At 63.1% G+C, this 24564-nt stretch carries 24 protein-coding genes, 1 tRNA gene and 2 pseudogenes; 13 read left to right on the forward strand and 14 right to left on the reverse strand.

Features of this window, described 5'->3' with window-relative positions; genetic code table 11:
• Position 1: 1 nt before the first annotated feature.
• The 6 genes from adeC to IGS60_RS18545 all read left to right on the forward strand — a co-directional run bounded on the left by adeC (position 2) and on the right by IGS60_RS18545 (position 3831).
• Positions 2 to 1450: an AdeC/AdeK/OprM family multidrug efflux complex outer membrane factor gene (adeC, locus tag IGS60_RS18520; RefSeq protein ID WP_070219161.1), complete on the forward strand. Its 1449-nt coding sequence runs from the start codon at positions 2 to 4 to the stop codon at positions 1448 to 1450.
• A gap of 63 nt (positions 1451 to 1513) precedes the next feature.
• The gene (locus tag IGS60_RS18525) at positions 1514 to 2128 is read left to right on the forward strand and encodes a TetR/AcrR family transcriptional regulator (protein WP_230505781.1); all 615 of its coding nucleotides are present in this window, start codon (positions 1514 to 1516) and stop codon (positions 2126 to 2128) included.
• A gap of 103 nt (positions 2129 to 2231) precedes the next feature.
• Positions 2232 to 2308: transfer RNA gene (locus tag IGS60_RS18530), tRNA-Pro, on the forward strand.
• A gap of 126 nt (positions 2309 to 2434) precedes the next feature.
• The gene (locus IGS60_RS18535; protein WP_230505782.1) at positions 2435 to 2743 is read left to right on the forward strand and encodes a hypothetical protein; all 309 of its coding nucleotides are present in this window, start codon (positions 2435 to 2437) and stop codon (positions 2741 to 2743) included.
• Between the two features lie 259 nt (positions 2744 to 3002).
• Positions 3003 to 3140 carry a hypothetical protein gene (locus IGS60_RS18540; RefSeq protein WP_162995750.1) on the forward strand — a complete coding sequence of 46 codons (138 nt, stop codon included), beginning with the start codon at positions 3003 to 3005 and terminating at the stop codon, positions 3138 to 3140.
• 250 nt (positions 3141 to 3390) lie between these two features.
• Complete coding sequence (locus IGS60_RS18545) at positions 3391 to 3831, forward strand: hypothetical protein (protein ID WP_230505783.1); 441 nt, start codon at positions 3391 to 3393, stop codon at positions 3829 to 3831.
• Between the two features lie 236 nt (positions 3832 to 4067).
• Here IGS60_RS18545 and IGS60_RS18550 read toward each other — a convergent pair.
• Positions 4068 to 4256 (reverse strand): annotated as a pseudogene (locus IGS60_RS18550) (integrase core domain-containing protein); the annotation flags it as partial.
• Between the two features lie 17 nt (positions 4257 to 4273).
• Positions 4274 to 5269 (reverse strand): AraC family transcriptional regulator, encoded by a 996-nt coding sequence (locus IGS60_RS18555; protein WP_230505784.1) that lies wholly within the window; start codon positions 5267 to 5269, stop codon positions 4274 to 4276.
• 140 nt (positions 5270 to 5409) lie between these two features.
• Between IGS60_RS18555 and IGS60_RS18560 the strand changes: the two genes are divergently transcribed.
• From IGS60_RS18560 to IGS60_RS18570, 3 genes are all read left to right on the forward strand, one after another.
• Positions 5410 to 6579, forward strand: coding sequence for an MFS transporter (locus IGS60_RS18560; protein ID WP_230505808.1), 1170 nt, complete (start codon positions 5410 to 5412; stop codon positions 6577 to 6579).
• A 204-nt stretch (positions 6580 to 6783) separates the two neighbouring features.
• Entirely contained in the window at positions 6784 to 8793 is a 2010-nt protein-coding gene (locus tag IGS60_RS18565; protein ID WP_230505785.1) for a S9 family peptidase, read from the forward strand.
• A 49-nt stretch (positions 8794 to 8842) separates the two neighbouring features.
• A complete protein-coding gene (locus IGS60_RS18570) occupies positions 8843 to 9892 on the forward strand; it encodes a hypothetical protein (RefSeq protein WP_230505786.1) in 1050 nt (349 codons plus the stop codon).
• A 4-nt stretch (positions 9893 to 9896) separates the two neighbouring features.
• On the opposite strand, the gene IGS60_RS18575 is transcribed toward IGS60_RS18570, so the two are convergent.
• The 10 genes and pseudogenes from IGS60_RS18575 to IGS60_RS18620 form a co-directional block, all read right to left on the reverse strand.
• Positions 9897 to 10637 (reverse strand): glycosyltransferase family 2 protein, encoded by a 741-nt coding sequence (locus IGS60_RS18575; protein WP_230505787.1) that lies wholly within the window; start codon positions 10635 to 10637, stop codon positions 9897 to 9899.
• Positions 10634 to 11278, reverse strand: coding sequence for a class I SAM-dependent methyltransferase (locus IGS60_RS18580; RefSeq protein ID WP_230505788.1), 645 nt, complete (start codon positions 11276 to 11278; stop codon positions 10634 to 10636). The genes IGS60_RS18575 and IGS60_RS18580 overlap by 4 nt, the downstream gene beginning before the upstream one ends.
• Positions 11275 to 12045, reverse strand: a complete 771-nt coding sequence (locus IGS60_RS18585) for a PIG-L deacetylase family protein (protein ID WP_230505789.1) — start codon at positions 12043 to 12045, stop codon at positions 11275 to 11277. The genes IGS60_RS18580 and IGS60_RS18585 overlap by 4 nt, the downstream gene beginning before the upstream one ends.
• A 1-nt stretch (position 12046) precedes the next feature.
• Positions 12047 to 13075 (reverse strand): acyl-CoA dehydrogenase, encoded by a 1029-nt coding sequence (locus IGS60_RS18590; protein ID WP_230505790.1) that lies wholly within the window; start codon positions 13073 to 13075, stop codon positions 12047 to 12049.
• Between the two features lie 172 nt (positions 13076 to 13247).
• Positions 13248 to 13394, reverse strand: a pseudogene (locus IGS60_RS18595) (IS1595 family transposase); the annotation flags it as partial.
• 80 nt (positions 13395 to 13474) lie between these two features.
• Positions 13475 to 14089 (reverse strand): hypothetical protein, encoded by a 615-nt coding sequence (locus tag IGS60_RS18600; RefSeq protein WP_230505791.1) that lies wholly within the window; start codon positions 14087 to 14089, stop codon positions 13475 to 13477.
• A 141-nt stretch (positions 14090 to 14230) separates the two neighbouring features.
• Positions 14231 to 16321 (reverse strand): methyl-accepting chemotaxis protein, encoded by a 2091-nt coding sequence (locus IGS60_RS18605; protein ID WP_230505792.1) that lies wholly within the window; start codon positions 16319 to 16321, stop codon positions 14231 to 14233.
• A gap of 57 nt (positions 16322 to 16378) precedes the next feature.
• Positions 16379 to 17137, reverse strand: a complete 759-nt coding sequence (locus IGS60_RS18610; protein WP_230505793.1) for a TorF family putative porin — start codon at positions 17135 to 17137, stop codon at positions 16379 to 16381.
• Positions 17138 to 17424: 287 nt separating this feature from the next.
• On the reverse strand, positions 17425 to 17838 hold the full coding sequence (locus tag IGS60_RS18615; RefSeq protein ID WP_230505794.1) for a hypothetical protein: 414 nt from the start codon (positions 17836 to 17838) through the stop codon (positions 17425 to 17427).
• Positions 17839 to 17921: 83 nt separating this feature from the next.
• Positions 17922 to 18635, reverse strand: coding sequence for a FadR/GntR family transcriptional regulator (locus IGS60_RS18620; protein ID WP_230505795.1), 714 nt, complete (start codon positions 18633 to 18635; stop codon positions 17922 to 17924).
• A gap of 140 nt (positions 18636 to 18775) precedes the next feature.
• Between IGS60_RS18620 and IGS60_RS18625 the strand changes: the two genes are divergently transcribed.
• From IGS60_RS18625 to IGS60_RS18640, 4 genes are all read left to right on the forward strand, one after another.
• A complete protein-coding gene (locus IGS60_RS18625; RefSeq protein WP_230505796.1) occupies positions 18776 to 19567 on the forward strand; it encodes a (Fe-S)-binding protein in 792 nt (263 codons plus the stop codon).
• Entirely contained in the window at positions 19564 to 20280 is a 717-nt protein-coding gene (locus IGS60_RS18630) for an LUD domain-containing protein (protein WP_230505797.1), read from the forward strand. Before IGS60_RS18625 ends, IGS60_RS18630 begins: the two co-directional genes overlap by 4 nt.
• Entirely contained in the window at positions 20277 to 21722 is a 1446-nt protein-coding gene (locus IGS60_RS18635; RefSeq protein ID WP_230505798.1) for a LutB/LldF family L-lactate oxidation iron-sulfur protein, read from the forward strand. Before IGS60_RS18630 ends, IGS60_RS18635 begins: the two co-directional genes overlap by 4 nt.
• 92 nt (positions 21723 to 21814) lie before the next feature.
• On the forward strand, positions 21815 to 23521 hold the full coding sequence (locus IGS60_RS18640; RefSeq protein WP_230505799.1) for a lactate permease LctP family transporter: 1707 nt from the start codon (positions 21815 to 21817) through the stop codon (positions 23519 to 23521).
• 58 nt (positions 23522 to 23579) lie between these two features.
• Here the strand turns inward: IGS60_RS18640 and IGS60_RS18645 are convergent, their stop codons facing one another.
• Both IGS60_RS18645 and IGS60_RS18650 read right to left on the reverse strand, forming a co-directional pair.
• The gene (locus IGS60_RS18645; protein WP_230505800.1) at positions 23580 to 24107 is read right to left on the reverse strand and encodes an NADPH-dependent FMN reductase; all 528 of its coding nucleotides are present in this window, start codon (positions 24105 to 24107) and stop codon (positions 23580 to 23582) included.
• Positions 24108 to 24218: 111 nt separating this feature from the next.
• Positions 24219 to 24452, reverse strand: a complete 234-nt coding sequence (locus IGS60_RS18650) for a DUF3563 family protein (protein ID WP_080698581.1) — start codon at positions 24450 to 24452, stop codon at positions 24219 to 24221.
• Positions 24453 to 24564 lie beyond the last annotated feature (112 nt).

A 24564-nucleotide genomic window follows, 5' to 3' on the forward strand; every position in this document is an offset into this window, starting at 1 on the left:
TATGAAAAAATCACTACTCTCCATGGCGGCGCTGGCCTTGCTGGCCGGTTGCAGCCTGGCTCCCACGTACGAGCGTCCGGCAGCGCCGGCGCCGACGGCATGGCCGACGGGCCCTTCCTACAAGGCCGACACGGCCGCCGCCGACGCCAAGCCGGTGGCGGACGTCGCCTGGCGCGAGTTCTTTGCCGATGCGCGCCTGCGCCAGGTACTGGAACTGGCCCTGGCCAACAACCGCGACCTGCGCGTCTCGATCCTGAACATCGAGAAGGCGCGCGCCACGTACGGCATCGAACGCGCCGCCCTGATCCCGACCCTGTCGGCCTCGGGCGGCCAGTCGGCCACGCGCATTTCGAAAAATGCCAGCCCGACGGGCGAAGCGTCCATCAACCGCCAGTACACGGCGAACCTGGGCGTGTCGGCCTACGAGCTGGACTTCTTCGGCCGCGTGCGCAGCCTGTCCGACAGCGCGCTGGAACAATACCTGGGCACGGAAGAAGCACGCCGTGCGCAGCAGATCAGCCTGGTGGCCGAAGTGGCCAGCACCTATTTGAACCTGGTGGCCGACCAGCAGCGCCTGCGCGTGGCGCAGGACACCTTGAAGAGCCAGCAGTCGTCGTATGACCTGGCCGTGCGCCGCTTCAGCGCGGGCGCCACCTCGGGCCTGGACAAGTACGATGCCCAGACCAGCGTCGAGTCGGCCCGTTCCGACGTGGCTGTCTACACGAGCCAGGTGGCGCTGGACCAGAACGCGCTGGTCTTGCTGGTGGGCGGCCCCGTGCCGGCCGACTTGCTGCCACCAGCCGAGTTCGGCACCGTGACGGCGCTGACGGACATTCCGTCCGGCGTGCCGTCGGACGTGCTGCAACGCCGTCCCGACGTGCTGGCGGCGGAGCGCACCTTGCGTGCCGCCAACGCCAACATCGGCGCGGCGCGCGCGGCTTTCTTCCCGCGCATTTCGCTGACGGCCACGGCCGGTTCGGTCAGCGACAACCTGTCGGGCCTGTTCAAGGCGGGCAGCGGCACGTGGAGTTTCTTGCCGCAGATCAGCTTGCCGATCTTCGATGGCGGCGTGAACCGCGCCAACCTCGATATCGCCAAGGTGCAGCGTGAAATCTCCGTGGCGCAATACGAAAAGGCGATCCAGGTCGCCTTCCGCGAAGTGTCCGATGCGCTGGCCCAGCGCGGCACCATCGACGAGCGCCTGCAATCGCAGGTCTCGCTGGTCGAGGCGTCGACGAAGAGCTACACCATCCACGATGCGCGCTACAAGCAGGGCGCCGAGTCCTACCTGAACGCCCTGGTGGCCCAGCGCGCGCTGTACACGGCGCAGCAAAGCCTGATCACGGCGCGCCTGGCCAAATCGACCAACCTGGTCACCTTGTACAAGGTGCTGGGCGGCGGTTGGCAGCCTGAGCAGACGGCCGTCGCGGCGGCTGGCGGCGCCCAATAATCACGGGGACGCCGACGCCGGCCTTGCCCGCAAGGGCAGGGCCGGCGCGCTACTGGAAAAGTCATGAACCAAGTTGAAAAGAAGCATCCGGATCCCGAGCGCGCCAACACGCGGCGCAAGCAGGTGCTCGACGCGGCCGAAAGCTGCTTCAGCCGCCGCGGTTTCCACGGCGCCAGCATGGCCGAGATATCGAAGGCGGCCGGCATGAGCGCGGGCCACATCTATAATTATTTTGACAGCAAGGATGCGATCATCGCCGCCTTCGTCATGCAGAATACGGAGCGCGTCTCCAATTTGATGCAGGACCTGGCGCAGCGCGAAGACCCGCTGCAGGCCGTGATCGACAATGCGGGCGAGCATGTGCTCGAAGCGCTGGACCCGAGCACGTGGATGATGCCGCTGGAAATCTTTGCCGAAGCGTCGCGCAATCCGGCGATCGCGGAAATGCTGCAATGCTCGGACCGGCGTTCGCGCCAGTTATTTCTCTCCATCATCCGGGATGCGCGCATCAAGCGCGGCTTGCCGGCCGACGAGGAAATGTTGCAGGGGCGCCTCGATGCCCTGGTGGCGCTGTACCAGGGCTTGCCCGTGCGCTTCATTCACCATCCGGACGTGAAGGTCGAACCGCTGATCGCGGGCTTTCGCATCGTCCTGACGGCGCTGCTGCTGAGCGAATAGGGCGCTTGAGCGGGACATGCAAAAAAGTTTGCGCAGATCGACATGAATCGCGCGCAAAAGCATGGCAAAAACCTAAAAGCGTCTGCTATAATTCCCACCTCGTCGGGGCGTAGCGCAGCCTGGTAGCGTACATGCATGGGGTGCATGGGGTCGGAAGTTCGAATCTTCTCGCCCCGACCATTAGATTCAAGGAGTTACAGCGCAAGCTGTATAGAAACCCAGTACTGTTTATTATACGTTTGTATAATATCGGTGCTGGGTTTTTCCGTTTACAGAAGCGGACGCTGCGTTAGAGCTGCACCCGCCATGATTGACTCGACAGATATGTGCACCAAGCAAGTAACGATAGATCTTACCTACGCCAAGAATGCTTTGTTCGTTCGTCAATCCGTTGCGGTCGCTTTTGGCGTGCCAATCGATAGGGAAATAACTTGGGTCTTCCTTCAAGATATGCTCTGTAATGCCAGCGAGTGTGCATTACCTGCGCGGGTGTTAGTCTGTGGCCTGCCAAGTGCTAGCGGCGCGATTGGCGATGAGATTCGAATGCTCCGCACCTTTCTCCGCGCGCTTGCGACAACGCGAAGCATCGAAGTTCAGATTGTTTTGCACGATTAAACATGTGGCGCTCTGCCTCTGCTCTGGGGCGACAGTTGCCGTACGCCGTAGGGCTGACATCGGCCAGGAACAGTCATTCGCGTTGACCTGACAATACGTGACCTTTCTCGCTTGCTAAGTCGTTATGCTCATGGGCCGCTAGCGGCCAAAGACGGACGCCGATGAGCATATTTTTCGATTCACGGAGAGTCATATCAAAACACTTGCACGCGCCATAATTTTCGCCACACAATATATAAATAGTCGAGCCGGCGACGCCTTGGACGACGATGTCGCGGTACTCGAAGAGATTTCAGCGGAGTTGAAAAAAACTTCCGTCGAGGAAAAGAAATGCCTTATCCAAACCGCAAAAGAGCTCGGACTTGAATCTTGGCTGGATGAAATGGGCATTGATTAAGTGCGCAGAAAAAGATATTGGAAAGCTGCTGTTGGCCGGGAGCGGACGTTGAACAGGCATGCGCTGCTGCTTGCCTGCCTTTACGGGCAAGAACACAATCGTCTTCAACGATTCTGAACGCAAGTCGATTCTGCGTCGAATTTTCCCGGGCTACTTTCAGCGACGCTAACGACTGCAAGAGCAGCCGCCCGATAGAATAGAGCTTGTTTAATTCAGGGCATGCAGTCGTCCATTTCTAAGTATGGAATCAATGACAGTGATGGCAACAAAGTGGAAGAGCCAGGAGGTGCGAAGCTGCAATGGCCTCCTGTGCAGCAATGGTGATCTCTACGACGTGCACGCAACCAGAATGGCCAGGGTACGTGAAAAACAGGAACTTGGCTGTTGGCTCAATGTCGCGATTCTGGCGCAAGAAGAGTTGTATGGTGGACGGTACATGGTTAAGTGCGGAGAGGCTGCGGAACACGGCTCAATCGGCGTAGTCGTTTTGGAATCGCTGCAAAATCATGAACCTGTTTGGACGTTTGTTTCGGATCAATCCAATCCATTTGATCAAATAACAATCAAGGGCGGCTTGGTGTTGGTGCTGTCAACGTCAGGCGCCGTGTTACGGTTTGGTGCGCCAATGAGGGAGGCAAGGCTTCTGCTTCCGAGTACTTCGATCCATGGTTCTAACGACGAGCGCTTGTAAAGTGAGACGCTGCGCGTCCGCTATGCTTAGGTGATGCCTTTTAAGCAGCCTCCGGCCACAAGCGGTCAGTCGTGAACAGGGCGACAGATCGGCTTCATCAACAGATGTGAAGCGACGCTACGATTATTTGGCGACGACCTCATTCCCGAAGAGGTGTGCCGTCTATTCGGCCATTTCCCTTCGCAGGCATGGATGGTCATCCCCCTGTTTTTAGAGCGCGTTAAAAGTAGCGCTTGAGCGGCCATGGCAAGCTTTTGTTTTGGCGTGATGGCGTCAAGTGTTGTGTTCGGCCGGTCGTGATTGCAAGTCCACAGCCAGCGGGTTGCCAAATCCTCGATATCCTCGAGCATTTCAAACAAATAATGGGCCAACCAGTCGTAACGCACCGTGCGGTTATGTCGCTGAAAAATGGATTGATCAGCGCTTCCCTCCGCTATTCTCCTCAAAGCATTTGCCGACAGGCACCCGGCGGCGTGCCGATGACGCGCTTAAAAGCACGACTGAACGCGGCTTGCGATGTATAGCCAAGGCGTCGGGCGACGACGTCGATGGACACGCTTTCGTGAGTGAGCAATTGTCTCGCAAGGCGCATTCTCAATTCCGTGGCATAGCGCAAGGGCGGCACTCCGATGGTGGTTTCAAAGCGTTGGGCGAAAACAGAGCGGGAGATATGGCACTCCGCAGCCAACTGCGCAACTGTCCATTCACGACCAGGCTGGCGGTGCAGCGCCAATATGGCGCGAGCAAGGCGCGGATCACGCAAGGCGGCGAGGAGACCGGAAGCGGTTTCACAACCGCATTCAATCCAGCCGCGCACGATCATTGCTGCCGCGACCTCCGCCAGGCGAGCCAGAATGCCTGCAAAGCCAATACGGCCGGCACAGATTTCACGCTTCATTGAATCAAGAACAGGCAGCAACCCGGGATAGCCTTGCGCTTGCGTGTCAGCCACCATGACAGTTGGCATCAGCTTGCCGATCCCTTGCATCCCGCCGAGATCGAATTCCATGCAGCCGTAAAAAATAACTGCACTGGGCACGGGGTGCGTACTGGGACATGTGTCTACTCCGCTAACGGATTCACCCAGGGGCGCGACATCGAACTTTTCGATGTCCTGAAATGCAATACCCGCATCCGATAGAAGCTGATGTTTCCTGCCGTGAGGCATGAACACCGCGCTACCGGCGGACAGCTTATGCAACTCACCATCATCGGTACACAGGAAGGCAGTGCCAACAGCGAGGAAGTGGAAGTAGGCGTGGCCTGGCTTGTCTTCAAAGCCTATGCCGAAAGCTGGACCGGTCTGAATACGCCGGTACTGGACTCCACGCAGGCGCATGCCTGTCAATAGTTCACTGACGAGATTAGATAATGGAAAAATTTGATTTTGCTTGCTCATTTTAGGTGTTTCGATCAAAACATCCGGACTTGCCATCATAGATCATCCTGGATTTTACCTCTAGACTTTCGACTCCGATTGTTTTAGGGATTTCAGAGATGAAAAACGATGTTTTTGCTACCGAGCAAACGCCCAACGCGAACGATGTGTCTGTTCCAGAGCCAGCGACAGCGGCATGGATGGCAGTGTTTTCACTGGCCATGGGGGTTTTCGGTTTACTGACGGCGGAATACCTGCCGGCCAGTCTGCTGACCCCGATGGCCTTCGATCTTGGCGTATCGGAGGCACTAGCTGGTCAGGCAGTGACGGTGACGGCCGTAGTGGCCATGTTCGCCGGGCTGTCGGTGCCAGTTCTCACGCGTAATTTTGACCGGCGTATCGTCTTGTTGGCTTTCACGGTGCTGATGATCGCCTCCAACTTGCTGGTGGCGTTGTCCTCAAGCTTGACAGTGTTGTTGGTGATGCGCATTCTTCTGGGCGTCGCGTTAGGAGGTTTCTGGAGCATGGCGGCAGCCGTGGCCATGCGTCTGGTGCCGGCAAAGCTGGTGCCGCGAGCGCTATCCATCATATTCAGCGGCATCGCCGTCGGGACGGTCGTTTCCGTACCGCTGGGCAGTTACTTAGGGGGCATATATGGCTGGCGCAGTGCATTTATAGCAGCCGCGGCTGTCGGAGGGCTGACACTTTTGTTTCAATTGTTCACGCTGCCCCGTATGGCGCCGCGTACGATGACGCGCACCACATCGGTGCTGCGATTGCTCCGTCGCCCGGGGATCGGGATCGGGATGTTGGGCTGCGTACTGGCCCATACCGGGCAATATGCATTGTTCACCTATATTCGCCCCGCTCTTGAAAGCGTTGTCCATATAGATGTAAATGGTTTGTCTCTGATGCTCCTGGGTTTTGGTGTCGCCAACTTCATTGGCACGCTGCTGGCCGGCTGGCTAATGGAGCGTAGCCTGCGTGCCACTTTAGTGCTCATGCCTGCGCTGGTGGGCTTGGCGGCATTCGGCATGATCCTGCTGCCAATCCAAGGAACAGGTCTGATGTTTTTGGTCGCTCTGTGGGGCCTGGCGTTCGGCGGCGTACCTGTCGCCTGGTCCAACTGGGTAGCCCGTGCTGTCCCGGATCAAGCGGAGACAGCAGGCGGCATGGTCGTCGCTGCGGTGCAATCGTCAATAGCTGCCGGCGCTGCATTGGGTGGCATTATGTTCGGCTTTGGTGGAGTGACAGGCGTTTTCATGATTGCTGGCGTTGTGATGCTGTTCGCCGCTCTCGTTATCGCTTTAAAAGTTCGCGTGGAACTGCCGCAGCACGGTGCGACCGCTGCCCCGGTGCTGCACGGTTGAACGCAAGCCACATCCGAACTGTCCGCCGTCGCCATGCGGGCATGCATCATCTGCTATGCAGTTCATCCCTCCTTTCCACCTTCCTGTGCCCCGATTTTCGTTCCCTGTCGCTGTCATCAACCTGGCAGCACGGCTTTGACCTATGATTTGCTGGCACATGCACCATGATTATGTTTTCCTTCATCCCACAACCATGAGGTATCCATGATTCGCTATGTCCTGCCTGCCCTGTTGTTCGCCAGCGCCCTGCCGGCGCATGCCCAAGCCCCTGTCAAGGAAACGCCGCTGATCGAGCGCACCAAGCTGTTCGGCAATCCCAGCAAGTCCGGCGGCAAGCTCAGCCCCGATGGACGTTGGCTGTCGTGGATCGCGCCGCGCGATGGCGTGCTCAATGTGTGGGTGGCGCCGGCCGGCGACCTGGCGCAGGCGCGGCCGCTGACGGAAGAAAAGGTGCGTCCCATCCGCGGCAGCTTCTGGTCGCCCGATTCGACAACCCTGCTGTTCATCCAGGACAAGGGCGGCGACGAGAATTTCCTGCTGTACGGCGTGAACGTGGCGACCGGCAAGCAGGTCAATTACACGCCGTTCGAGAAGACGCGCGTGCGCATCGTCCAGATCAGCAGCAAGGTCAAGGACCGCATCCTCGTCGGCATCAATAACCGCGATGCGCGCTGGCACGACGTGTACAGCCTGGACCTGGCCAGCGGCAAGCTGACCCTGGTGCAGCAGAACGATGGCTATGGCGGCTACCTGGCCGATGAATTGCTCAATCTGCGTATCGCCAGCAAGGCGCGCGCCGATGGCGGCATGCAGTATTTCCGCCTGACGGACGGCAAGGTCGAGAGCACGCCGCTGACCGAAGTGGGCCTGGAAGACTCGCAGACGACGGCGCCGCTGGCGTTTACGGTCGACGGCAAGACCTTGTACTGGACCGATTCGCGCGGCCGCAATACCTCGGCGCTGCTGGCGCAGGACGTGGCCAGCGGCAAGACCACGGTCATGGCGCAAGACCCGCGCGCCGACATCGCCGATGCGCTGTACGACACGCGCACGGGCCGGGTGCAGGCCTATACGGTCAATTACCTGCAGCAGGAATATCTGCCGTTGGCGGACGATCTGAAAGCCGACCTGGAGTTCCTGAAGAAAAATACCCAGGGCCAGTTCACGGTGACCTCGCGCACGGATGCCGACGATAAATGGCTGGTGAGTGTCGATGCCGTCACGGCGCCCCCATCGAGCTGGCTGTACGAGCGCAAGACCAAAAAGCTCACGCGGCTGTACGTGACGCGTCCGGAACTGGAAGGCGCGCCGCTGGTGCCCATGTATCCGCAGCAAATCAAGGCGCGCGACGGCCTGAACCTCGTGTCTTACCTGACCCTGCCGCAGGCGTCGAAGGCGGGCGCCGGCGGCAAGGCCACGCAGGCGGTGCCGATGGTGCTGCTGGTGCACGGCGGACCGTGGGCGCGCGACACCTATGGCTATAACGGTTACCATCAGTGGCTGGCCAACCGCGGCTATGCCGTGCTGTCGGTGAACTTCCGCGGCTCGACGGGCTTCGGCAAGCAATTCATCTCGGCCGGCGACCTGGAGTGGGGCCGCAAGATGCATGACGATTTGCTCGATGCGGTGCAATGGGCGGTGAAAAGCGGCGTGACCAGCGCCGACAAGGTGGCCATCATGGGCGGCTCCTACGGCGGCTACGCCACCCTGGCCGGCATGGCGTTCACGCCGACGACGTTTGCCTGCGGCGTCGACATCGTCGGCCCGTCGAACCTGTTTACCTTGCTGCAAACCATCCCGCCGTACTGGGAAGCGGGCAAGCAGCAGTTCTACAAACGCATGGGCGACCCGACCACGGAAGAGGGCAAGGCGCTGCTCAAGGAACGCTCGCCGCTGAACTTTGCGCAGAATATCCAGCGCCCGCTGCTGATCGGCCAGGGCGCCAACGACCCGAGAGTCAACGTGGCTGAATCGGACCAGATCGTGGCGGCCATGGCGGCGAAGAATATTCCCGTCACCTATGTGCTGTTCCCCGATGAGGGCCATGGCTTTGCCCGGCCCGTCAACAACATCGCCTTCAATGCCGTGACGGAAAACTTCCTGGGGCAATGCCTGGCGGGCCGCGCCGAGCCGATCGGCGCCACCCTGAAGGCATCCACCGCGCAGGTCAAGCATGGCGCGGAGTTTGCGCCGGGCCTGAAGGAAGCGATGTAACAAGCGCTAGTCAAGTAGCAAAGGCGGCGCGCAGGGACAGACGAACGGTTTGGTTCCTCGTGCCGCCGGCATAGCGCGTGCTGCTTGCTTCGACGATGCTGTGCGGGTGATATTTTTTGCTGCAGCTGCTCAATTTTTAGTTAATAGCGATTTTCGCTTGACATCAAATTTGCCTCAATATAATTTCTATTTGGCAATAGTTCTCATCAATTGCGCCGGTGCTCCGGCGTATCCCGTATCTTGGTCTTGTCTTTGTAAAGTGAAAATGTACAAACAAATTAATTGGAACCGCGCTCTGATTGTCGTAGGGCTCGTGGTGGTCATTCCAGGCGTGGTTTTTCTTCTATTTTCCTTGGCTGCCAAAGTGATCTGGCTCAGGTATTTCTACGTTGTAGCGTGCCTGCTAGTGGTCGCGGGGACAATTATTCATTCATTTCGCAAGCGTGACGAGGTGCTTGCCAAGCAGGGCACGGAACGCAATGTGTTTGTCGCCAGAATGAAATTTCGCGCCGAGGTCATGGCCGCGTTTGCCCTCATCGTATTCATCGGACCCTACTATCAGATCGGCTTGAGCCTGGATAAATTGGAAAGAAATGAGCGGAGCCATCATCTCAACGCCGCCTCGGCTATTTTCAAGGAGCATCTTCCCCCTGAGTATTGCTTGTCACGCCCGCAGTTGAAAAAGAGTTGTGACACCATCACTCAAGAAATAGCTGCGCTGTATGTAAATGTAATGCTGGATACGGGGGAAGAAGTCACGAAAAATATCGATGGAATTATCTTGCAGATAAAATTACTCGATTTACCCGCCGCAAGTGCGAAGGCCAATGCGCTGGATGAGGGCGTTTCCAAACTGAAAGTGATTGATTTGAAGGATGGGCTGCTGACATATGCCTTTAGCCTCTTGCCGTTGGTGATCCTGCTATTTGCCAGTTTAGCGGTGTCGTCCAAGGTCGCAGTGGCCTGGGCAGAGCTAAGGGTACGTCTGGATGAACAGTTCGTGGAGAAGGAGAAGAAGGAGAAGGATGAGGCGGAGCAGGAGGCGCGGCGGCAAAAGCTGGAGGACGAGGCGGGCCGCGCAGAGCAGGCAAGCGCATGATCCCTTATCCTTGATGCTCTGGCAGCATGGCGAGAGTGCACGTTGCCGTCTGCCCTGCCATCTCCGCCACCACCTGCTGCAAGGTATCGCCAAAGCCGCCCCGTGCCCTGGCATGGCGGCGGGCGCTGGTGGTGACGCGCGGCGCGGCGCTCCAGGCGATGTGCGCGCCGCACGCTTGCAGCGCGGCCACCATGGCCACGTCTTCGCTGCAAGCCAGTGGCGCGAAGCCGCCGGCGCGCAGGTAGGCGCTGGCGCACACGCCGAAGTTGGCGCCATGGATGTGGCGGTGGCCGTCGGCATCGGTATAGGTGCGGCTGAAGTGGGCAAGCAGCGCCCCGGCGTTGTCGCCGTGCGGCGACCAGTCGTCCACGGCCACCGTGCCGCAGACGGCATCGGCATTCAGGCCCAGCTGTGTACTCAGCCACGATGGCGAGACGCGCGTATCCGCATCCGTGAAGGCCAGCCAGCGGGCACCGCGTTGCAGCAGCTCCTGCGCGCCCGCGGCGCGCGCGCTGCCCACGTTACGCACATTGACGGCGATACAGTCGAGGCGCCAGCGCAGGTCCGTCTGCATGGCGTGCGTCAGCACGATGCGTTGCGACTGGTCGCTGCAGGCGTCGAGCACGATGACGATGCACACCGCTTCTCCGGACAGTCGGGGGCAGGTGACGGCAAGGCGCAATGCCTCCAGGCAGGCATCCAGGCACGCTTCCTCGTCATGTACGGGCACCACGACGCCGATCATGCAAAGCCCTCGCGCTGCGCCACCGAGCGCGCATCGTTCGACCAGATCCCCAGCAGGAAGTCGGTCTCTTCGTGGCGCAGCACGCGGTGCAGGCCGGGCGCATCCTCGAACGCCGCATGCACGCGCACGGTCGAGATGATGCGTTGCGCGAATGGCGCGCGCCAGTGGCACAGGGCGATGCTGCCGCCCGGCGCCAGGCTGGCGATGCAGTGTTCGACCACGCGCGCCAGCTCTTCCGGCGACAGGTAATAGGCGATCTCGCTGAGGACGATCAAGTCAAACTTGTCGGCGCCGGGCACGATGCGCGGCCAGTCCTGCGGCAGCCGGTGCTGCGCGAGGCTGACGTTGCCGCCGCCTCCGGCGTCGAGCAGCCGCTGCTGCGTGAGCCCCAGCGCTTCGGCCGAGAGGTCGGCCGCCAGCAGGCGCTCGCAGCGCCGTGCCAGCGCCAGTGTCAGCTCGCCATTGCCGCATCCCGGTTCATATGCGTGGCGGTAGCGTTGCTGCGGCAGGCTGGCCAGCAACAGGGCGCGCTTGCGCTCTTCGTACCAGCGCTGGCGCACCAGCCACGGGTCGGCATCCTGGCGATACAGTTGTTCGAAATAGCTGCGGCGCTGGTCGTCGGGCGTGGAAATGGCGCTCATAGAAAATACACCTCCCACGCGTGCAACAGGCGCTGCAAGGCGTCGCCTGCCACGATGGCGGGGCTGCCCGTCGACGGGTCATCCTGCATCTGGCTGGCGAAGCAACGCAGGGCGGCGCGTTTGCGCTGCAGGAGGGGGGCCGGCAATGGCAGCCGGCGCGCGCGGTGCCAGGGTACGCGCGCGTCGCCCGGCACGGCCCAGTGCCAGCCCCAGACGGGCATTTCCACCAGGGTGGCGCCGCTGGCCGAGCAGGCCGAAGCGCAGGCCCAGCCGCACGCTTCATGGTCCGGGTGGCCATCCAGGCGCCAGGTGGTGAAGACGATGTCGCCGGGCCGCAGCTGCGCTGCCAATGTGGCGCTCAGCTGCGGCGTCATGCCGGCCACGCCGCCATCGGGCAGGTGCAGGCGCAGCCACGCGGGCAGCGCCAGTCCCAGTGCCTGCAGCGCTAGCGCCGATTCCTGCGGACGCACCTGGCGCAGGCGTTCCTGCGGCCAGAGTGGCGAGCCCGGGTGGCTGGCGTCGCCGTCGGTGACGGCGACGAACAGCAGTTCGCTGCCCTGCGCCGCCAGCAGTTGCAGCAAGCCGCCACAGGCGAGGATTTCATCGTCGGGATGGGGCGCGACGATGACGGCACGCGCCCCCGGCGGCACCAGGGCCTGGGCGCTGATTGCGGGTAGCTCGTTGAGCCCCGGCCAGGATTGCCACACATGGTCCGGCGTGCCGCAACCTTCGATGCGGCGCGCATGCGTATCGGCAAGGGTCAGCATGTCATAGCGCCCACGGATGGTCTTCGGCGCCGGCGACGATACCGCCGAGCACGGCCTGATCGCGCTCGGCATGGCTCTGGCGCAGGAACACGGGCAGGTCGGCCGCCAGTCGCGCGAAACGGGCGTCGCGGCACAGGGGCCCGGCGCCCAGCGCGCGAGTGGTCAGCTGCAGGGCCAGCGTGGCGGCATCCTCCACGGCCAGTCGCAGGCGCAGGGCCAGTCCCATGGCGTCGCGCTGCGGATGGGCGTCGATTTCCGCAGCGCCTTCGCGCAGCAGGGCGCCAGCGGCGCGCAGCGCACAGTCGATCTGACCCAGCTGCGCCAAGCGCACGGCATCGGGGGCGGCGTGCTGCGCGCGTGCGTGCAGGTGGCTGGCGATGGCGCAGGCGGCGCCGTACCAGGCGGCCGCGATGCCGGCGCCGCCATGCCAGAAGCCAGGACGGGCCAGATATGCGCCCGGCGCGCCCACGGGAAAGGCGCGCGCGGCGGAAAAGGTCACGTCGACGCTGGCGCAGGCGGCCATGCCGACGGCTTGCCAGCCCTGGTCCGTGACGTGCACGCCCGGCTGCGACAGGGCTACCGAGGCCAGGCAAGCCTGGCCGTCCTCATTCCAGCAGCTGACCAAGGCATGGCTGATGCCATGTGCACCGGAGCACCAGGCCTTGCGTCCATCGAGCACATAGCGGCCATCGGCCGCCTGCTGCAATTGCACGCGCGCGCCCGGCATTTCCGCGCACCATACGCCCCAGCTGCTGCCGGCCGGCACGCCGGGGCCGTCGATTTCAGCCAGGATGGCCAGCGCATCGGTATGGCCCTCATACAGCTTGAGCAGGGACAGGTCGATGGCGGCGATGGCGGCCAGCATTTGCCAGCGCAGCAGGGTGGCGCCGTGGCCGGGCAGGGGCAGCTGGTCCAAGCCCGCATCGCGCAGGCGCCGCAAGCCTTCGATGGGGAGAAAGGCGCTGTCCTGCTGCTGCAGCAGGGCGCTCAGTGCAGCGTGGGACGGCAGGGGGAAAGCGTGGGACGACATGGCAAGCTCCTGTTTTTCAACAGAATAGCTTTCTATTTACGCAAAGTATGTTCGATTCTACACATACGCTCGCTAACGGACTCGAGTCTACGAGGCGGTGGGTGAGATGGCGCCGCCGCGCCAAGCTGCGGGGCCGGGCGGCCCCACGGCTACTCGTGCGTTTATTTTTGGGCTATGTCACCGTCAGGTGTGGGAACGCTCCCAGTGTTGCCTTCAGTAACGTTTCTGGTGAACGGATGCGCCTGGCGTCGGGTATTCAGCGCCAGCCCAGGTAGTTCGGCAGGTAGCGCGTGGCCACGCCGTGAAACGGCCGCAGCCAGTCGCATGGTGAATATGCAGAGTCAGACAGCACCGCCAAGGGAAGATTCCGCCATTTCCCCTACTTGCCGATGACTGAGCCTATTTTTTTACATACAGCATGTCGGGCACGTAACTGCTGCCGTTGTGCGAGAAGGTGTAGAGGGTGTTGTCACGCAAGACGATGCCGCCTTTGATGGTTTGCGCGGGGAGCGTGCCTTCGTCGAGCAGGCAAGTGGAGCCGCCTTCATATTCGATGCACCATTGCTGTTTGCCATCTTTCTTCACGTATTGCACGCCGGGCCCCGTGACGTTGAAGCTATAGGCGGGGATGGACAGGTTCAGCTTGTCGATGCGCACGTTGCTCGCGGCCCCATTCTCCGTCAGTTTGACGAGAACGTCAGCCACGCCATCCGGTGTCGCCGTGATTTTCGCGGTCATGGTTTCCGTGCCCAGCAAGGTGCCGCTGCAGCCTGTCTTGAGATAGGTTTCGGTGGTGGAGGTCAGTTCCATCGCGCCGCTGCCGTCGGCTTTGGCTGCGACGACCATGGTCTGGCGTTCATGCTCGTCGCATGGCGCTTGCCAGGTGCCGACGTAGGGCGCCAGCGTCGAGCCGGCATTGACATTGCCTGCATCACTGCTGTTGCCGCCGCCACCGCCGCAGCCAGCCAGCAGTGCGGTACTTGATGTCAATAATACTGCTACGATTTTTTTCATGCCCATCCTTTTATGCCGGCAAACATGCGTGCCGTAGACGCGGCAACAGTATAAAAGGATGGCTCAGGGGCAATTCTCACCGAATGTATTTGCCACTTGATTTACATCAAGGATAGCGTGCAATGACCAGGCAAGACAGGCTTAAAACTCTTCCCAGTCATCTCCTGCCGGTGCCTTGGCCGGCGCGTGCTGTGCCGCTGGGGGCTTGGCAACTGCCAGGCGCTTGGCCGGTGATGCTGTCTTTGGCGGCGCGGCGCGTGGCGTTGCCACGGCTGCCGCCGGCGTTGCTGTCGGCGCCGTCTGGCGCACCTGCTCGCCCAGCTTGAACACGCTGACCACCTCGGCCAGATGGCTGGCCTGGTCTTGCAGGCTTTCGGCGGCCGCCGCCGCTTCCTCGACCAGGGCCGCGTTCTGCTGCGTCACGCCATCCATCTGCGCCAGCGCCTGGTTGACCTGGGCGATGCCGTCGCTTTGTTCGTTGGTGGCGACGCTGATGTCGGCCATGATGGCGGTCACCTTGCGCACGCTGTCGACCACCTGTTCCATGGTGGCGCCCGCTTCATCGACGAGCTTGCTGCCGGCCGCGACCTTGCCCACCGAATCGTCGATCAGCAGCTTGATTTCCTTGGCCGCCGCCGCCGAGCGTTGCGCCAGGTTGCGCACTTCCGTGGCGACGACGGCGAAACCGCGGCCCTGTTCGCCCGCACGGGCCGCTTCCACGGCCGCATTCAGGGCCAGGATATTCGTCTGGAAGGCGATGCCGTCGATCACGCTGATGATGTCGACGATCTTGTTCGACGAGTCGTTGATCGAGGTCATCGTTTCGATGACCTTGCCGACCACTTCGCCGCTCTTCTGCGCCACGCTCGATGCGGAAGCGGCCAGCTGATTCGCCTGGCGCGCATGGTCGGCGTTTTCCTTGACGGTGCCCGTCAGTTCTTCCACCGAAGCGGCCGTTTCCTCGAGCGAACTGGCTTGCTGCTCCGTACGGGCCGACAGGTCGTTATTGCCTTGCGCAATTTCCGCGCTGGCGCGGGCCACGTTGTCGGCGCTGGCTTGCACTTGCAGCAGCACGGCGTGGATCTTTTCCACGAAGGCGTTGAAACCCTTGCCGATGACGGCCAGCTCGTCGGTCCCCTTGACTTCCAGCTTGACGCGCAGGTCGGCGTCGCCGCTCGACAGGTCCGTCATGGTGCGGCCCAGGGTGCGCAGGGGGCGCGTCAGCTGGTTGACGACGAGGATCAAAATGCCGGCCGTGGCCGCCGCGCACAGCAGGGCGACGATCAGTGTGTAGATCATCAGGTCGCGCGCCGAGGCGATGGCGACGCTTTTCGGGAAGTTCAGTTCCACGCTCCAGGGGGCGATATCGGGGTGGATCTGCAACGGCTGCAGCAAATGGATATAGCCCTGGCCGTCTTCATATTCGTACGGCTGGCCCTGGCGCACTTTTTCCAGGCCGGCCGCAGGCACGTCGTCGGCCTTCTTGCCCAGCCGCTCGGGCACGGGATGGCTCGCGTACAGGCCGCCGTTCGAGATCAGGGCCAGCTTGCCGCCCTCGATCACTTTCAGGTCGGCCAGGATTTTCGCCAGGCGCGTGAGCATGAAGTCGGCGCTGGCCACGCCCTTGAAGCCGCCGTCGATCATGATGGGGGCCACCAGCGAGGCCATCAGCACATTCTTGCCGTCGACGGGGTAGATGTACGGTTCCGTAAAGTACGTCTTGCCCGTGCGCTTGGGCACGTCATACCAGTCGTTGGCGCCCGGTTTCGGGTCGAAGACGATGGGTTCGACTTGCAGCTTGCCGCCGGCGCCCCGCGTCCAGTAGGGCATGAAGCGGCCGCTGGCGTCGTAGTACGGCTTCTGGTTGGCGAAATCCGCATCCTTGCCGTCGAGCGCGTTCGGCTCCCACGTCACGGCCGCGCCCAGCAAGTCTTCCGAGCTGGTCAGGGTGGCCTTGGTCAGTTCATTGATCTGCTCGCGCTGCAGGGGCAGGCTGGCGCTCTTGGTGCCGCGCATGGCGCCGGCCAGGCTGGAAACGCTGGACAGGTTGCTGGCGATGCGCGCCTGCAGCGCACCGGCCACTTCGCGCGCCGATGTGCGCGCCAGGTCCAGCGCGGCCGCTTCCGCGCTGGCGCTGCTCTTGTAGCCGATCACCGCCGCCGTGACGCCGAGGCTGAGGACGGCGAGCGCGGTGGCGGCGACGCAGATTTTACTGTTCAGTGAGAGTTGCATGATGCTGTTCCTTGATGGGAAGGGGTATCGGTGCCATGGGCGTCGCGAGTGGCGCGCCTAGAATGTCTTGCTGATGGCCACGACCAGCGTGGCCGCGGCCGGGTTCGACGTGTCGAACTGGCCGGCCGCATTCGGGATGCCCAGCGTGTAATGGTCGTAGGCGTCGGTGGCGCCCCAGGCGCGCGTCACGGCCGCGCTGGCGCTCCAGCCGCCGTCGAAGGCCCGGGTGACGCCCACCTTGGCGTCACGCCAGTTCCAGATGGCATTGCCCGTGCCCGCCACCCGCCCATTGCCGGCGTGCAGGTTCAAGGTCCAGGCATTGCCCAGGTCGACATTCGCGCCCACGTCCAGGTAGCCCGTGCCGCGCGCATGCGTGATGCCGAAGAAGTCCGGCGTGACCGTATGGTTGTACTTGGCGTACAGCATCTTGTAGCTGAGGCCCAGCGACAGTTCGCCATAGTCATACTTGACGCCTGTGGCGCGGTAGACGGCGCCCGGATACTTGTAGTAATACGCGAGCACGCTGTAGCCCAGTTCACCCACCGTGCCGCTGTAGCCGCCGTACAGATCCCATTCGACCGTGGCGTCTTGAATGTAGCGGTCGCTGACGGTGGAAGCCCAGGTGCCGAGCGACCAGCCGCTCGGGTGCGCGTAGTCGGCCCCCGCCTGCAGCGCCGGCTTGCCCCAGGTCTGGCGAAAGCCGCGCGAAATGTACTGGGAAGTGAGGCTGGCATTGGCGCTGAAGGTGGCGGCAGGGCTGTCCGTGTTTTGCGCCTGCACGGGCAGGGCGGCCAGCAGGAAGAGGCAGCCGAGCAAGGATGTTCCAGGAAAATAGTGGTGCGATGGCATGGCAGTCAGCTCCGTATTTGCTGGCAGCGGCCGTCCAGGCACGTTGCCCTGATGGTTGCAATAAAAATGCGGAATGGACTTTTGTGGAGGCAAGGCGGACCCTGCCTGCAGGCTCGCATGAACGGGCAGATATTCTCGCCAAACTTAACTGAAAGGATAGGGGTTGGGACTAGTGGAAGTCAACAAAGTTGCGCTACGGAAAACGTAAGTTGTTGTTTCCCGGCACTTTTTCATGTGCCTGTCACATGCGCTTGTTACATTCGCGGCCCGCCACGGCTGGCTGCCTCCTGCAGGCTGGCCAGCAAGCCGGGCAGGGCCGCGTGCAAGGCAGGCAGGTCGCCCGCCGACAGGTCGGCCTGCGTTTCCACCCGGCCCGAAGGCTGGCCCCAGACGACCTGTGCGCTGAGCCGGGCGCCCGATTCGAGTCCCGTGACGCTGACCAGCAGGGCGACTTCTTCCGGGGCATCGTCGGGCACGTCCTCGAGCAGGCAGGAAATGCCGAAATGATAATCGTGGAAGGCGCTGGCCGTGCCGCTGGAAAAGGCGAATACGGAGGCGAGCGCCCGTGGGGCCGCCGCCGCGAGTGCGGGCAGGGCGGCGCGGAACAGGGGCAGCAAGTCGTTTTCCAGCTGGAGCACCAGCGGGTGGGTGTGGACGAGGACGGTCATGGCAGGAGGAAGTCAATGGCGGCGCGCGATGTTAGCAGCTTTCGCCGCCGCTGTGGCCATGGACTGTGGTCCTACCAGTGGCGTCAGTCGTCATCGCTGGTGACGCGCGTGCGCACGAAATCGATGTGGCTTTGCATGGCCGTGCGCGCTTCCTCGGGCTGGCTGGCGCAGATGGCCTCGCACAGCGTGCGGTGCTGCGACAGCAGCTGCAGCGAGGTCGCGTCGTCCTGCTGGCGCAAGCCCGTGCCATTGATGGTGATGTGTTCGCGCAGCATGCCGATGATGCTGGTGTGCAAGTGCAGGAACATGGTGTTGTGCGACGCCTGGGCGATGACTTCATGCAGGCGCGCGTCGGCCTGCGCCTCGCCGTGCTTGTCGTCGCTGGCGCGTGCCTGCTCCAGTTCGGCCAGCAGCGCCATGATCTGCGCGCGCTCGTCGCCGTTGGCCCGCTGCGCCGCGAAATAGGCCGTCGCCCCTTCCAGCACGCGGCGAAATTCCAGGATGTCGTCGCGCAGGGCGGGGTGGTCGGCCACCAGCTGGCTCCACGGTGACGCCATGCCGGTGCGCAATTGATCGGTCACGAACACGCCGGCCCCGCGCCGGCTGCGCACGAGGCCGCGCGCCGCCAGCCGCTGCACCGCTTCGCGCACGGTGTTGCGCGAGACCCCATATTGCAGCGCCAGCAGGCGTTCGGCCGGCAATTGCGCGCCCGCCGGCAAGCTGCCGTCCAGCAGGGCCGTCTCCAGCCTGCGCATCACCAGCTCGACCCTGCCCCGCGTTTGCATGCCTGTCGCCATCGATGTCTTCCGGTGTTGTTTTAAAGTGGTCCGAGCAATTTGAAGTGGCTTGCGGAAGCTGGAATTATGCGTGAACCGGTCATTCTTAACAACACACAGCGGCGCCGCAGCAACACACAGAGCGCCGGGGAGACACACTCATGCAGCCAGACCCGCGCCAGCCGCGCCACTATCCGCCATCACCACACGAGGTGTACCTGTTCGCCACCTGCCTGGTCGACCTGTTCGTGCCGCAGGCGGGGCTCGACGCGGTGCGCCTGCTGGAACGGGAAGGCTTGCTGGTGCACTATCCGCGCGGCCAGAGCTGTTGCGGCCAGCCCGCCTACAGCAGCGGCAATCCGGAACAGGCGCGTGCCGTGGCGCGCGCCCAGCTCGACCTGTTTGCGCAGCCGTGGCCCGTGATCGTGCCGTCCGGCTCCTGCGCCGGCATGATGCGCCACCATTGGCCGCAGCTGTTCCAGGACGATCCCGTCGCCGGCCCCAAGGCCCTGGAGCTGGCCGAGCGCGTGTATGAACTGAGCGAATTTCTCGTCTGCGTGCTGAAGCTCGATCTTGCCGGCATGGGCGCCGCGGCGCAGGCCGAGGAAACGGTGGTGCTGCATACCTCGTGCGGGGCGCGCCGCGAAATGGGCACGCGCACCCACGGCGTGGCCCTGGTTGACGCCTTGCCCGGCGTGACGCGCGTCGAACACCAGCGCGAATCGGAATGCTGCGGCTTCGGCGGCACGTTTTCACTAAAACATCCGGACATTTCCGGCGCCATGGTCAGCGACAAGATCGCCTCGGCCTGCGCCACGGGCTGCGACCGGCTCGTCTCGGCCGACTGCGGCTGCCTGCTCAATATCGGCCACGCGGCGCAGCACCAGGGCGCGCCGCTGCCCGTCGAGCACCTGGCCAGCTTTTTGTGGCGCCGCACGGGAGGCGCGCCATGAGTACGGCATTGACTGCCCGCGAACGCATGCTGGGGCGTTTGCGCGCCGCCGCGCCCTCGGCGCCCGAAGCGGTGGATACCATCGATATGGCCATCGACAATCATTACCAGGCCCGTCGCGCTGCCGCGCCGCTGCCGGCACGGCACAGGATAGCCGCCATGCAGGCAGCCTTGCGCGCTGCGCACGCGGAAGTTGACTGCGTGTGCGCGGATGCCTGGCCGGCCCTGCTGGCGCAGCGCCTCGGTGAACACGGCGTGCGCCGTTTGCTGCTCGATACCGGCAGCGCCGAAGGGCAGGCCTTGCACGCCGCCTTGCCGCAGGGCGTGGCAGCGCTGTCTTTTGACCGTCCGCTGGCGCAGTGGAAGGGAGAGCTGTTCGACACCGTCGACGCGGGGTTGACCGTCGCGCGCTCCGGCATCGCCGCCACGGGCACCCTGGTCATCGCGCCCGATGCGGCCACGCCGCGCACGGTGTCCTTGGCGCCGCCCTTGCACATCTGCCTCGTGTATGCGAGCAGCCTGCACGTGGACTTGCACGCGGCGGCGCGCGCCGAACGCTGGGCGGACGGCATGCCGGCCAACCTGGTGCTGGTGTCGGGGCCCTCGAAAACGTCGGATATCCAGCAAACCCTCGCGTATGGCGCGCATGGCCCGCGCTGGCTGTGGGTATTGATCATCGACGACTTGCCAGCCCACGAAGGAGGCCAGCCATGAACGCCAAGCCCCTGCAATTCGTCAAGCCGGCGGACTTTCATGCGCGCGCCCGCGCCGCGCTGGACGACCCGAAACTGCGCCAGAGCTTTCGCGGCGCCATGGATTTTTTACAGGACAAGCGCAGCGCCCAATTTCCCGACGGCGACGAGCTGGAACGCCTGCGCGACATCGGCGAAGCCGTGCGCCGGCACGCGCTGGCGCGTCTGCCCGATTTGCTGGTGCAGCTGGAGGAGCGGCTGACAGCGGCCGGCGTGCAGGTGCACTGGGCCGAGGATGGCGAGCAGGCCAACGCCATCATCCACGCCATCGCACAGCGCAATCAGGCGACGCGCTTCATCAAGGGCAAGTCGATGGCCAGCGAGGAAATCGAGCTCAATCACTACCTGGAAGCGCGCGGCATGCGCTGCCTGGAGTCGGACATGGGCGAGTACATCGTCCAGCTGGCAGGCGAAAAGCCGTCGCACATCGTCATGCCGGCCATCCACAAGACCAAGGCCGACATCGCCGGCCTGTTCGCCGAGCACATTCCCGATGCGCCCTACACGGAAGACGTCGACAGCCTGATCCAGACGGGCCGACGCGCCCTGCGCCAGGCTTTCGTCGAGGCGGACATCGGCCTGTCGGGCGTGAACTTCGCGGCGGCCGACACGGGCACCCTGTGGCTGGTGGAAAACGAGGGCAATGGCCGGCTGACGACGTCCGTGCCGGAGGTCCACATCGCCATCATGGGCATGGAAAAAGTGGTCGCCAAGCTCGAACATATCGTGCCGCTGGCCAGCCTGCTGACGCGTTCGGCGACGGGGCAGGCCATCACCACGTATTTCAACCTGATTTCCGGCCCGCGCCGGGAAGGGGAACAGGATGGCCCGCGCGAAGTGCACCTGGTGCTGCTCGATAACGGCCGCAGTCAGGCCTATGCCGACGAGCAGCTGCGCGCCACCCTGCAATGCATACGCTGCGGCGCCTGCATGAACCACTGCCCCGTCTATACGCGCATTGGCGGCCACGCCTACGGCACCACGTATCCGGGACCGATCGGCAAGATCATCTCGCCCCATTTGCTGGGGCTGGACGCGACGGCGGACCTGGCCACCGCGTCGAGCCTGTGCGGCGCCTGCGGCGAAGTGTGCCCCGTGCGCATCCCGATTCCGCAGCTGCTGGTACGCCTGCGCACGGAAGCGAACCGCAATCCTGACGAACAGGTGGCGCATCCGCTGCGCGGGCAGGGGGCCAAGTTCAGCCGCGGCGAAAGCCTGATCTGGCGCTTCTGGAGCGGCGCCTTCGCGCGCCCCGCCAGCTACCGTTTGTTCCGCTGGGCCGCCACGCGCCTTCGGATGCTGACGCCGCGCGCGCAGCTGGGCTGGACGCAGCACCGCAAGCCTTTACAACCGGCGCCGCGCAGCCTGGCCGACCTGCTCAACGCACGGGGGCAGGAAGAATAGCGACGCCCCCCCATACCGCAAAAAACACGCTGCACACAATTACATCAAAAGCCGTTTTTTACTTAACCCGCATCCACCGGAGGAGACCCGACATGCAAACCTGGACCCAACTTTATACACCGCTCGGCAGCTTGTGGCTGTCGTCGCTGGCGGCAGCCGTGCCCATTATTTTCTTCTTCATCGCCCTGGCGGCGCTGCGCATCAAGGGACATGTGGCGGCCGCCGTCACCTTGGCGCTGGCGCTGGCGGTGGCCATCTTCGCGTATGGCATGCCCGTGCCGCAGGCGCTGGCGGCGGCCGGTTACGGTTTTGCGTATGGCTTGTGGCCCATCGCCTGGATCATCGTCACGGCCGTCTTCCTGTATAAAATCGTCGTCAAGACGGGGCAGATCGAGATCATCCGTGCCTCCGTGCTGTCGGTGACGGACGACCAGCGCCTGCAGGTGCTCTTGATCGGCTTTGCCTTCGGCGCCTTCCTGGAAGGGGCGGCCGGTTTCGGCGCGCCCGTGGCCATCACTTCGGCCTTGCTGGTGGGCCTGGGCTTCAATCCGCTGTATGCGGCGGGCCTGTGCCTGATCGCCAATACGGCGCCCGTGGCCTTCGGCGCCATGGGTATTCCCATCATCGTGGCGGGCCAGGTGACGGGCATCGACCCCTTCCTGATCGGCGCCATGGCGGGCCGCCAGTTGCCGCTGCTGTCGCTGCTGGTGCCGTTCTGGCTGGTCTTCATGATGGATGGTTTGCGCGGCGTGCGCGAAGTGTGGCCGGCCGCCCTGGTGACGGGCTTGAGCTTTGCCGTGACCCAGTATTTCACGTCGAACCATATCGGCCCTGAACTGCCGGACATCACCTCGGCCCTCGTCAGCCTGGTCTCGCTGACCCTGTTCCTGAAAGTGTGGCAGCCGAAGAATGCGAAAGTGGCCTATGCCGTCGGCGGCGGCACGGCCGCGCTGTCCGGTTTTGGCAGCGCGGGCGGTGCTGCGGACCTGCGCGGCGGCGGCAACCGCGCCGCTTCGCCCTACACGACGGCGCAGACCATGCGTGCCTGGGCGCCGTTCGGCCTGTTGACGGCCATCGTCACCGTGTGGAGCCTGCCCGGCTTCAAGGCGCTGTTTGCCGCCGGCGGCGCCTTGTCTGGCCTGGTCATCAAGATCCACGTGCCCTATCTCGATAAACTGGTGATGAAGACGATGCCCATCGTGGCGGAGCCGAAGGCGTATGACGCCGTGTTCAAGCTCGATCTGCTGTCGGCCGTGGGCACGGCGATCTTGCTGACGGCCGTATTGTCGATGCTGATGCTGCGCATGAAGCCGCGCGATGGCGTCAAGGCGTTCGTGGAAACCGTGGTGGAATTGCGCCGTCCCGTGCTGTCGATCGGCCTGGTGCTGGCGTTTGCCTTCGTTGCCAATTACTCGGGCATGTCGTCCACGCTGGCCCTGCTGCTGGCCGGCAGCGGCGCCGCCTTCCCGTTCTTCTCGCCGTTCCTGGGCTGGCTGGGCGTCTTCCTGACGGGTTCCGACACGTCGTCGAACGCCTTGTTCTGCTCCCTGCAAAACACGACGGCGCACCAGATCGGCGTGTCCGACACCTTGATGGTGGCGGCCAATACGACGGGCGGCGTGACGGCGAAGATGATCTCGCCCCAGTCGATCGCCGTCGCCTGCGCGGCAACGGGCCTGGTGGGCAAGGAATCGGACCTGTTCCGCTTTACCTTGAAGCACAGCCTGTTGTTTGCCGTGATCATCGGCATCATCACCATGCTGCAAGCCTACGTGTTTACAGGCATGATCCCGCATTGAGCGGTCCGTAGAAGTACGTAGTAAAACTAGATGAATTGATAGTAAAACGTGCAGACGGTCATGAAAATGACCTGATGCACTGCAACATAGCGAGGATGGCCCGGCGCAATGCCGGGTCTGCGGCGATGCCGTCCGCATCGAGTCCCGACCCCAGCAGGGGCAGGCTGATGCAGGCCTCGTCGATCAGGCGCGCCGACATGGTGCGCACCGTTTCGCGCAGGGCCGCCTGCGCGTGCGTGGCGCGCGGCGAGGCGTTCAGCAGCACCAGCGGCTTGTCGATGAACGATTCATTTCCCACCATCCAATCCAGCGCATTCTTCATGGGCCCGCTCACGCCGTGCGCATACTCGGGGCTGGCCAGCATCAGCACGTCGGCCGCCAGGATGGCGTCGCGCAGACCCGTCACGGCGGGCAGGCTGTCGGCGTCGAGGTCAGGATTGAACAGCGGCAGTTCACCGAGTCCCGGATGGATGCGGATGTCGAATGACGGCGGGGCAAGCTGAGCAATGGCGCGCAGCAGGGCGGTGTTCAGCGAGGCGGCGCGCAGGCTGCCGGCGATGGCGAGGATGGTAATGGGCGTTTGCATCCCGCCTGTATAGCCCATCCTGTGCTCAAGCGCAAGGCGAGCAGGATGGCGCTATCGATGTTGCAACAGCCGATGACGGGCTGTGATGAGTGGCTGGGTATTACGGCACTCTTAACGGCTCAGACCGCTCATCCAGCTTGGCTGCGGGTTGGCACGGGCCAGTTCGCGCATGCGGTATTCCAGATCGTAACGGTCGGTCGATTCGGCCAGGTAGGCTTCTTCGTAAGCGCGCTCGCGGCGGTCGCTGCTTTGGTTCAGCCAGGCGCCGACGCGTTTGGCGGCGTGGACCAGGGTGGCGACGATATTGCTGTTTTGCGTGGTGTGGTAGGTAAATGCGGTAGACATGGCAGACTCCTTATGTGGCGTGCCGCGTTGTGCTGCACTGCAATATAAGTATAGCGATTCCAAGTTATAAGGCTACTTTTGATTTCAAATGTCAGCTATTCAATTTTGAAAT

This window comes from Janthinobacterium sp. FW305-128 (genome assembly GCF_020858135.1).
Lineage (GTDB): Bacteria > Pseudomonadota > Gammaproteobacteria > Burkholderiales > Burkholderiaceae_D > Janthinobacterium.

Bases quoted from the DNA above. Each gene is read 5' to 3' on its own strand.
- adeC (WP_070219161.1), top strand. From the start codon at position 2: ATGAAAAAATCACTACTCTCCATGGCGGCGCTGGCCTTGCTGGCCGGT.
- IGS60_RS18525 (WP_230505781.1), top strand. From the start codon at position 1,514: ATGAACCAAGTTGAAAAGAAGCATCCGGATCCCGAGCGCGCCAACACG.
- IGS60_RS18535 (WP_230505782.1), top strand. From the start codon at position 2,435: ATGATTGACTCGACAGATATGTGCACCAAGCAAGTAACGATAGATCTT.
- IGS60_RS18545 (WP_230505783.1), top strand. From the start codon at position 3,391: ATGACAGTGATGGCAACAAAGTGGAAGAGCCAGGAGGTGCGAAGCTGC.
- IGS60_RS18555 (WP_230505784.1), bottom strand. From the start codon at position 5,269: ATGATGGCAAGTCCGGATGTTTTGATCGAAACACCTAAAATGAGCAAG.
- IGS60_RS18560 (WP_230505808.1), top strand. From the start codon at position 5,410: ATGGCAGTGTTTTCACTGGCCATGGGGGTTTTCGGTTTACTGACGGCG.
- IGS60_RS18565 (WP_230505785.1), top strand. From the start codon at position 6,784: ATGATTCGCTATGTCCTGCCTGCCCTGTTGTTCGCCAGCGCCCTGCCG.
- IGS60_RS18575 (WP_230505787.1), bottom strand. From the start codon at position 10,637: ATGATCGGCGTCGTGGTGCCCGTACATGACGAGGAAGCGTGCCTGGAT.
- IGS60_RS18580 (WP_230505788.1), bottom strand. From the start codon at position 11,278: ATGAGCGCCATTTCCACGCCCGACGACCAGCGCCGCAGCTATTTCGAA.
- IGS60_RS18585 (WP_230505789.1), bottom strand. From the start codon at position 12,045: ATGCTGACCCTTGCCGATACGCATGCGCGCCGCATCGAAGGTTGCGGC.
- IGS60_RS18590 (WP_230505790.1), bottom strand. From the start codon at position 13,075: ATGTCGTCCCACGCTTTCCCCCTGCCGTCCCACGCTGCACTGAGCGCC.
- IGS60_RS18600 (WP_230505791.1), bottom strand. From the start codon at position 14,089: ATGAAAAAAATCGTAGCAGTATTATTGACATCAAGTACCGCACTGCTG.
- IGS60_RS18605 (WP_230505792.1), bottom strand. From the start codon at position 16,321: ATGCAACTCTCACTGAACAGTAAAATCTGCGTCGCCGCCACCGCGCTC.
- IGS60_RS18615 (WP_230505794.1), bottom strand. From the start codon at position 17,838: ATGACCGTCCTCGTCCACACCCACCCGCTGGTGCTCCAGCTGGAAAAC.
- IGS60_RS18620 (WP_230505795.1), bottom strand. From the start codon at position 18,635: ATGGCGACAGGCATGCAAACGCGGGGCAGGGTCGAGCTGGTGATGCGC.
- IGS60_RS18625 (WP_230505796.1), top strand. From the start codon at position 18,776: ATGCAGCCAGACCCGCGCCAGCCGCGCCACTATCCGCCATCACCACAC.
- IGS60_RS18630 (WP_230505797.1), top strand. From the start codon at position 19,564: ATGAGTACGGCATTGACTGCCCGCGAACGCATGCTGGGGCGTTTGCGC.
- IGS60_RS18635 (WP_230505798.1), top strand. From the start codon at position 20,277: ATGAACGCCAAGCCCCTGCAATTCGTCAAGCCGGCGGACTTTCATGCG.
- IGS60_RS18640 (WP_230505799.1), top strand. From the start codon at position 21,815: ATGCAAACCTGGACCCAACTTTATACACCGCTCGGCAGCTTGTGGCTG.
- IGS60_RS18645 (WP_230505800.1), bottom strand. From the start codon at position 24,107: ATGCAAACGCCCATTACCATCCTCGCCATCGCCGGCAGCCTGCGCGCC.
- IGS60_RS18650 (WP_080698581.1), bottom strand. From the start codon at position 24,452: ATGTCTACCGCATTTACCTACCACACCACGCAAAACAGCAATATCGTC.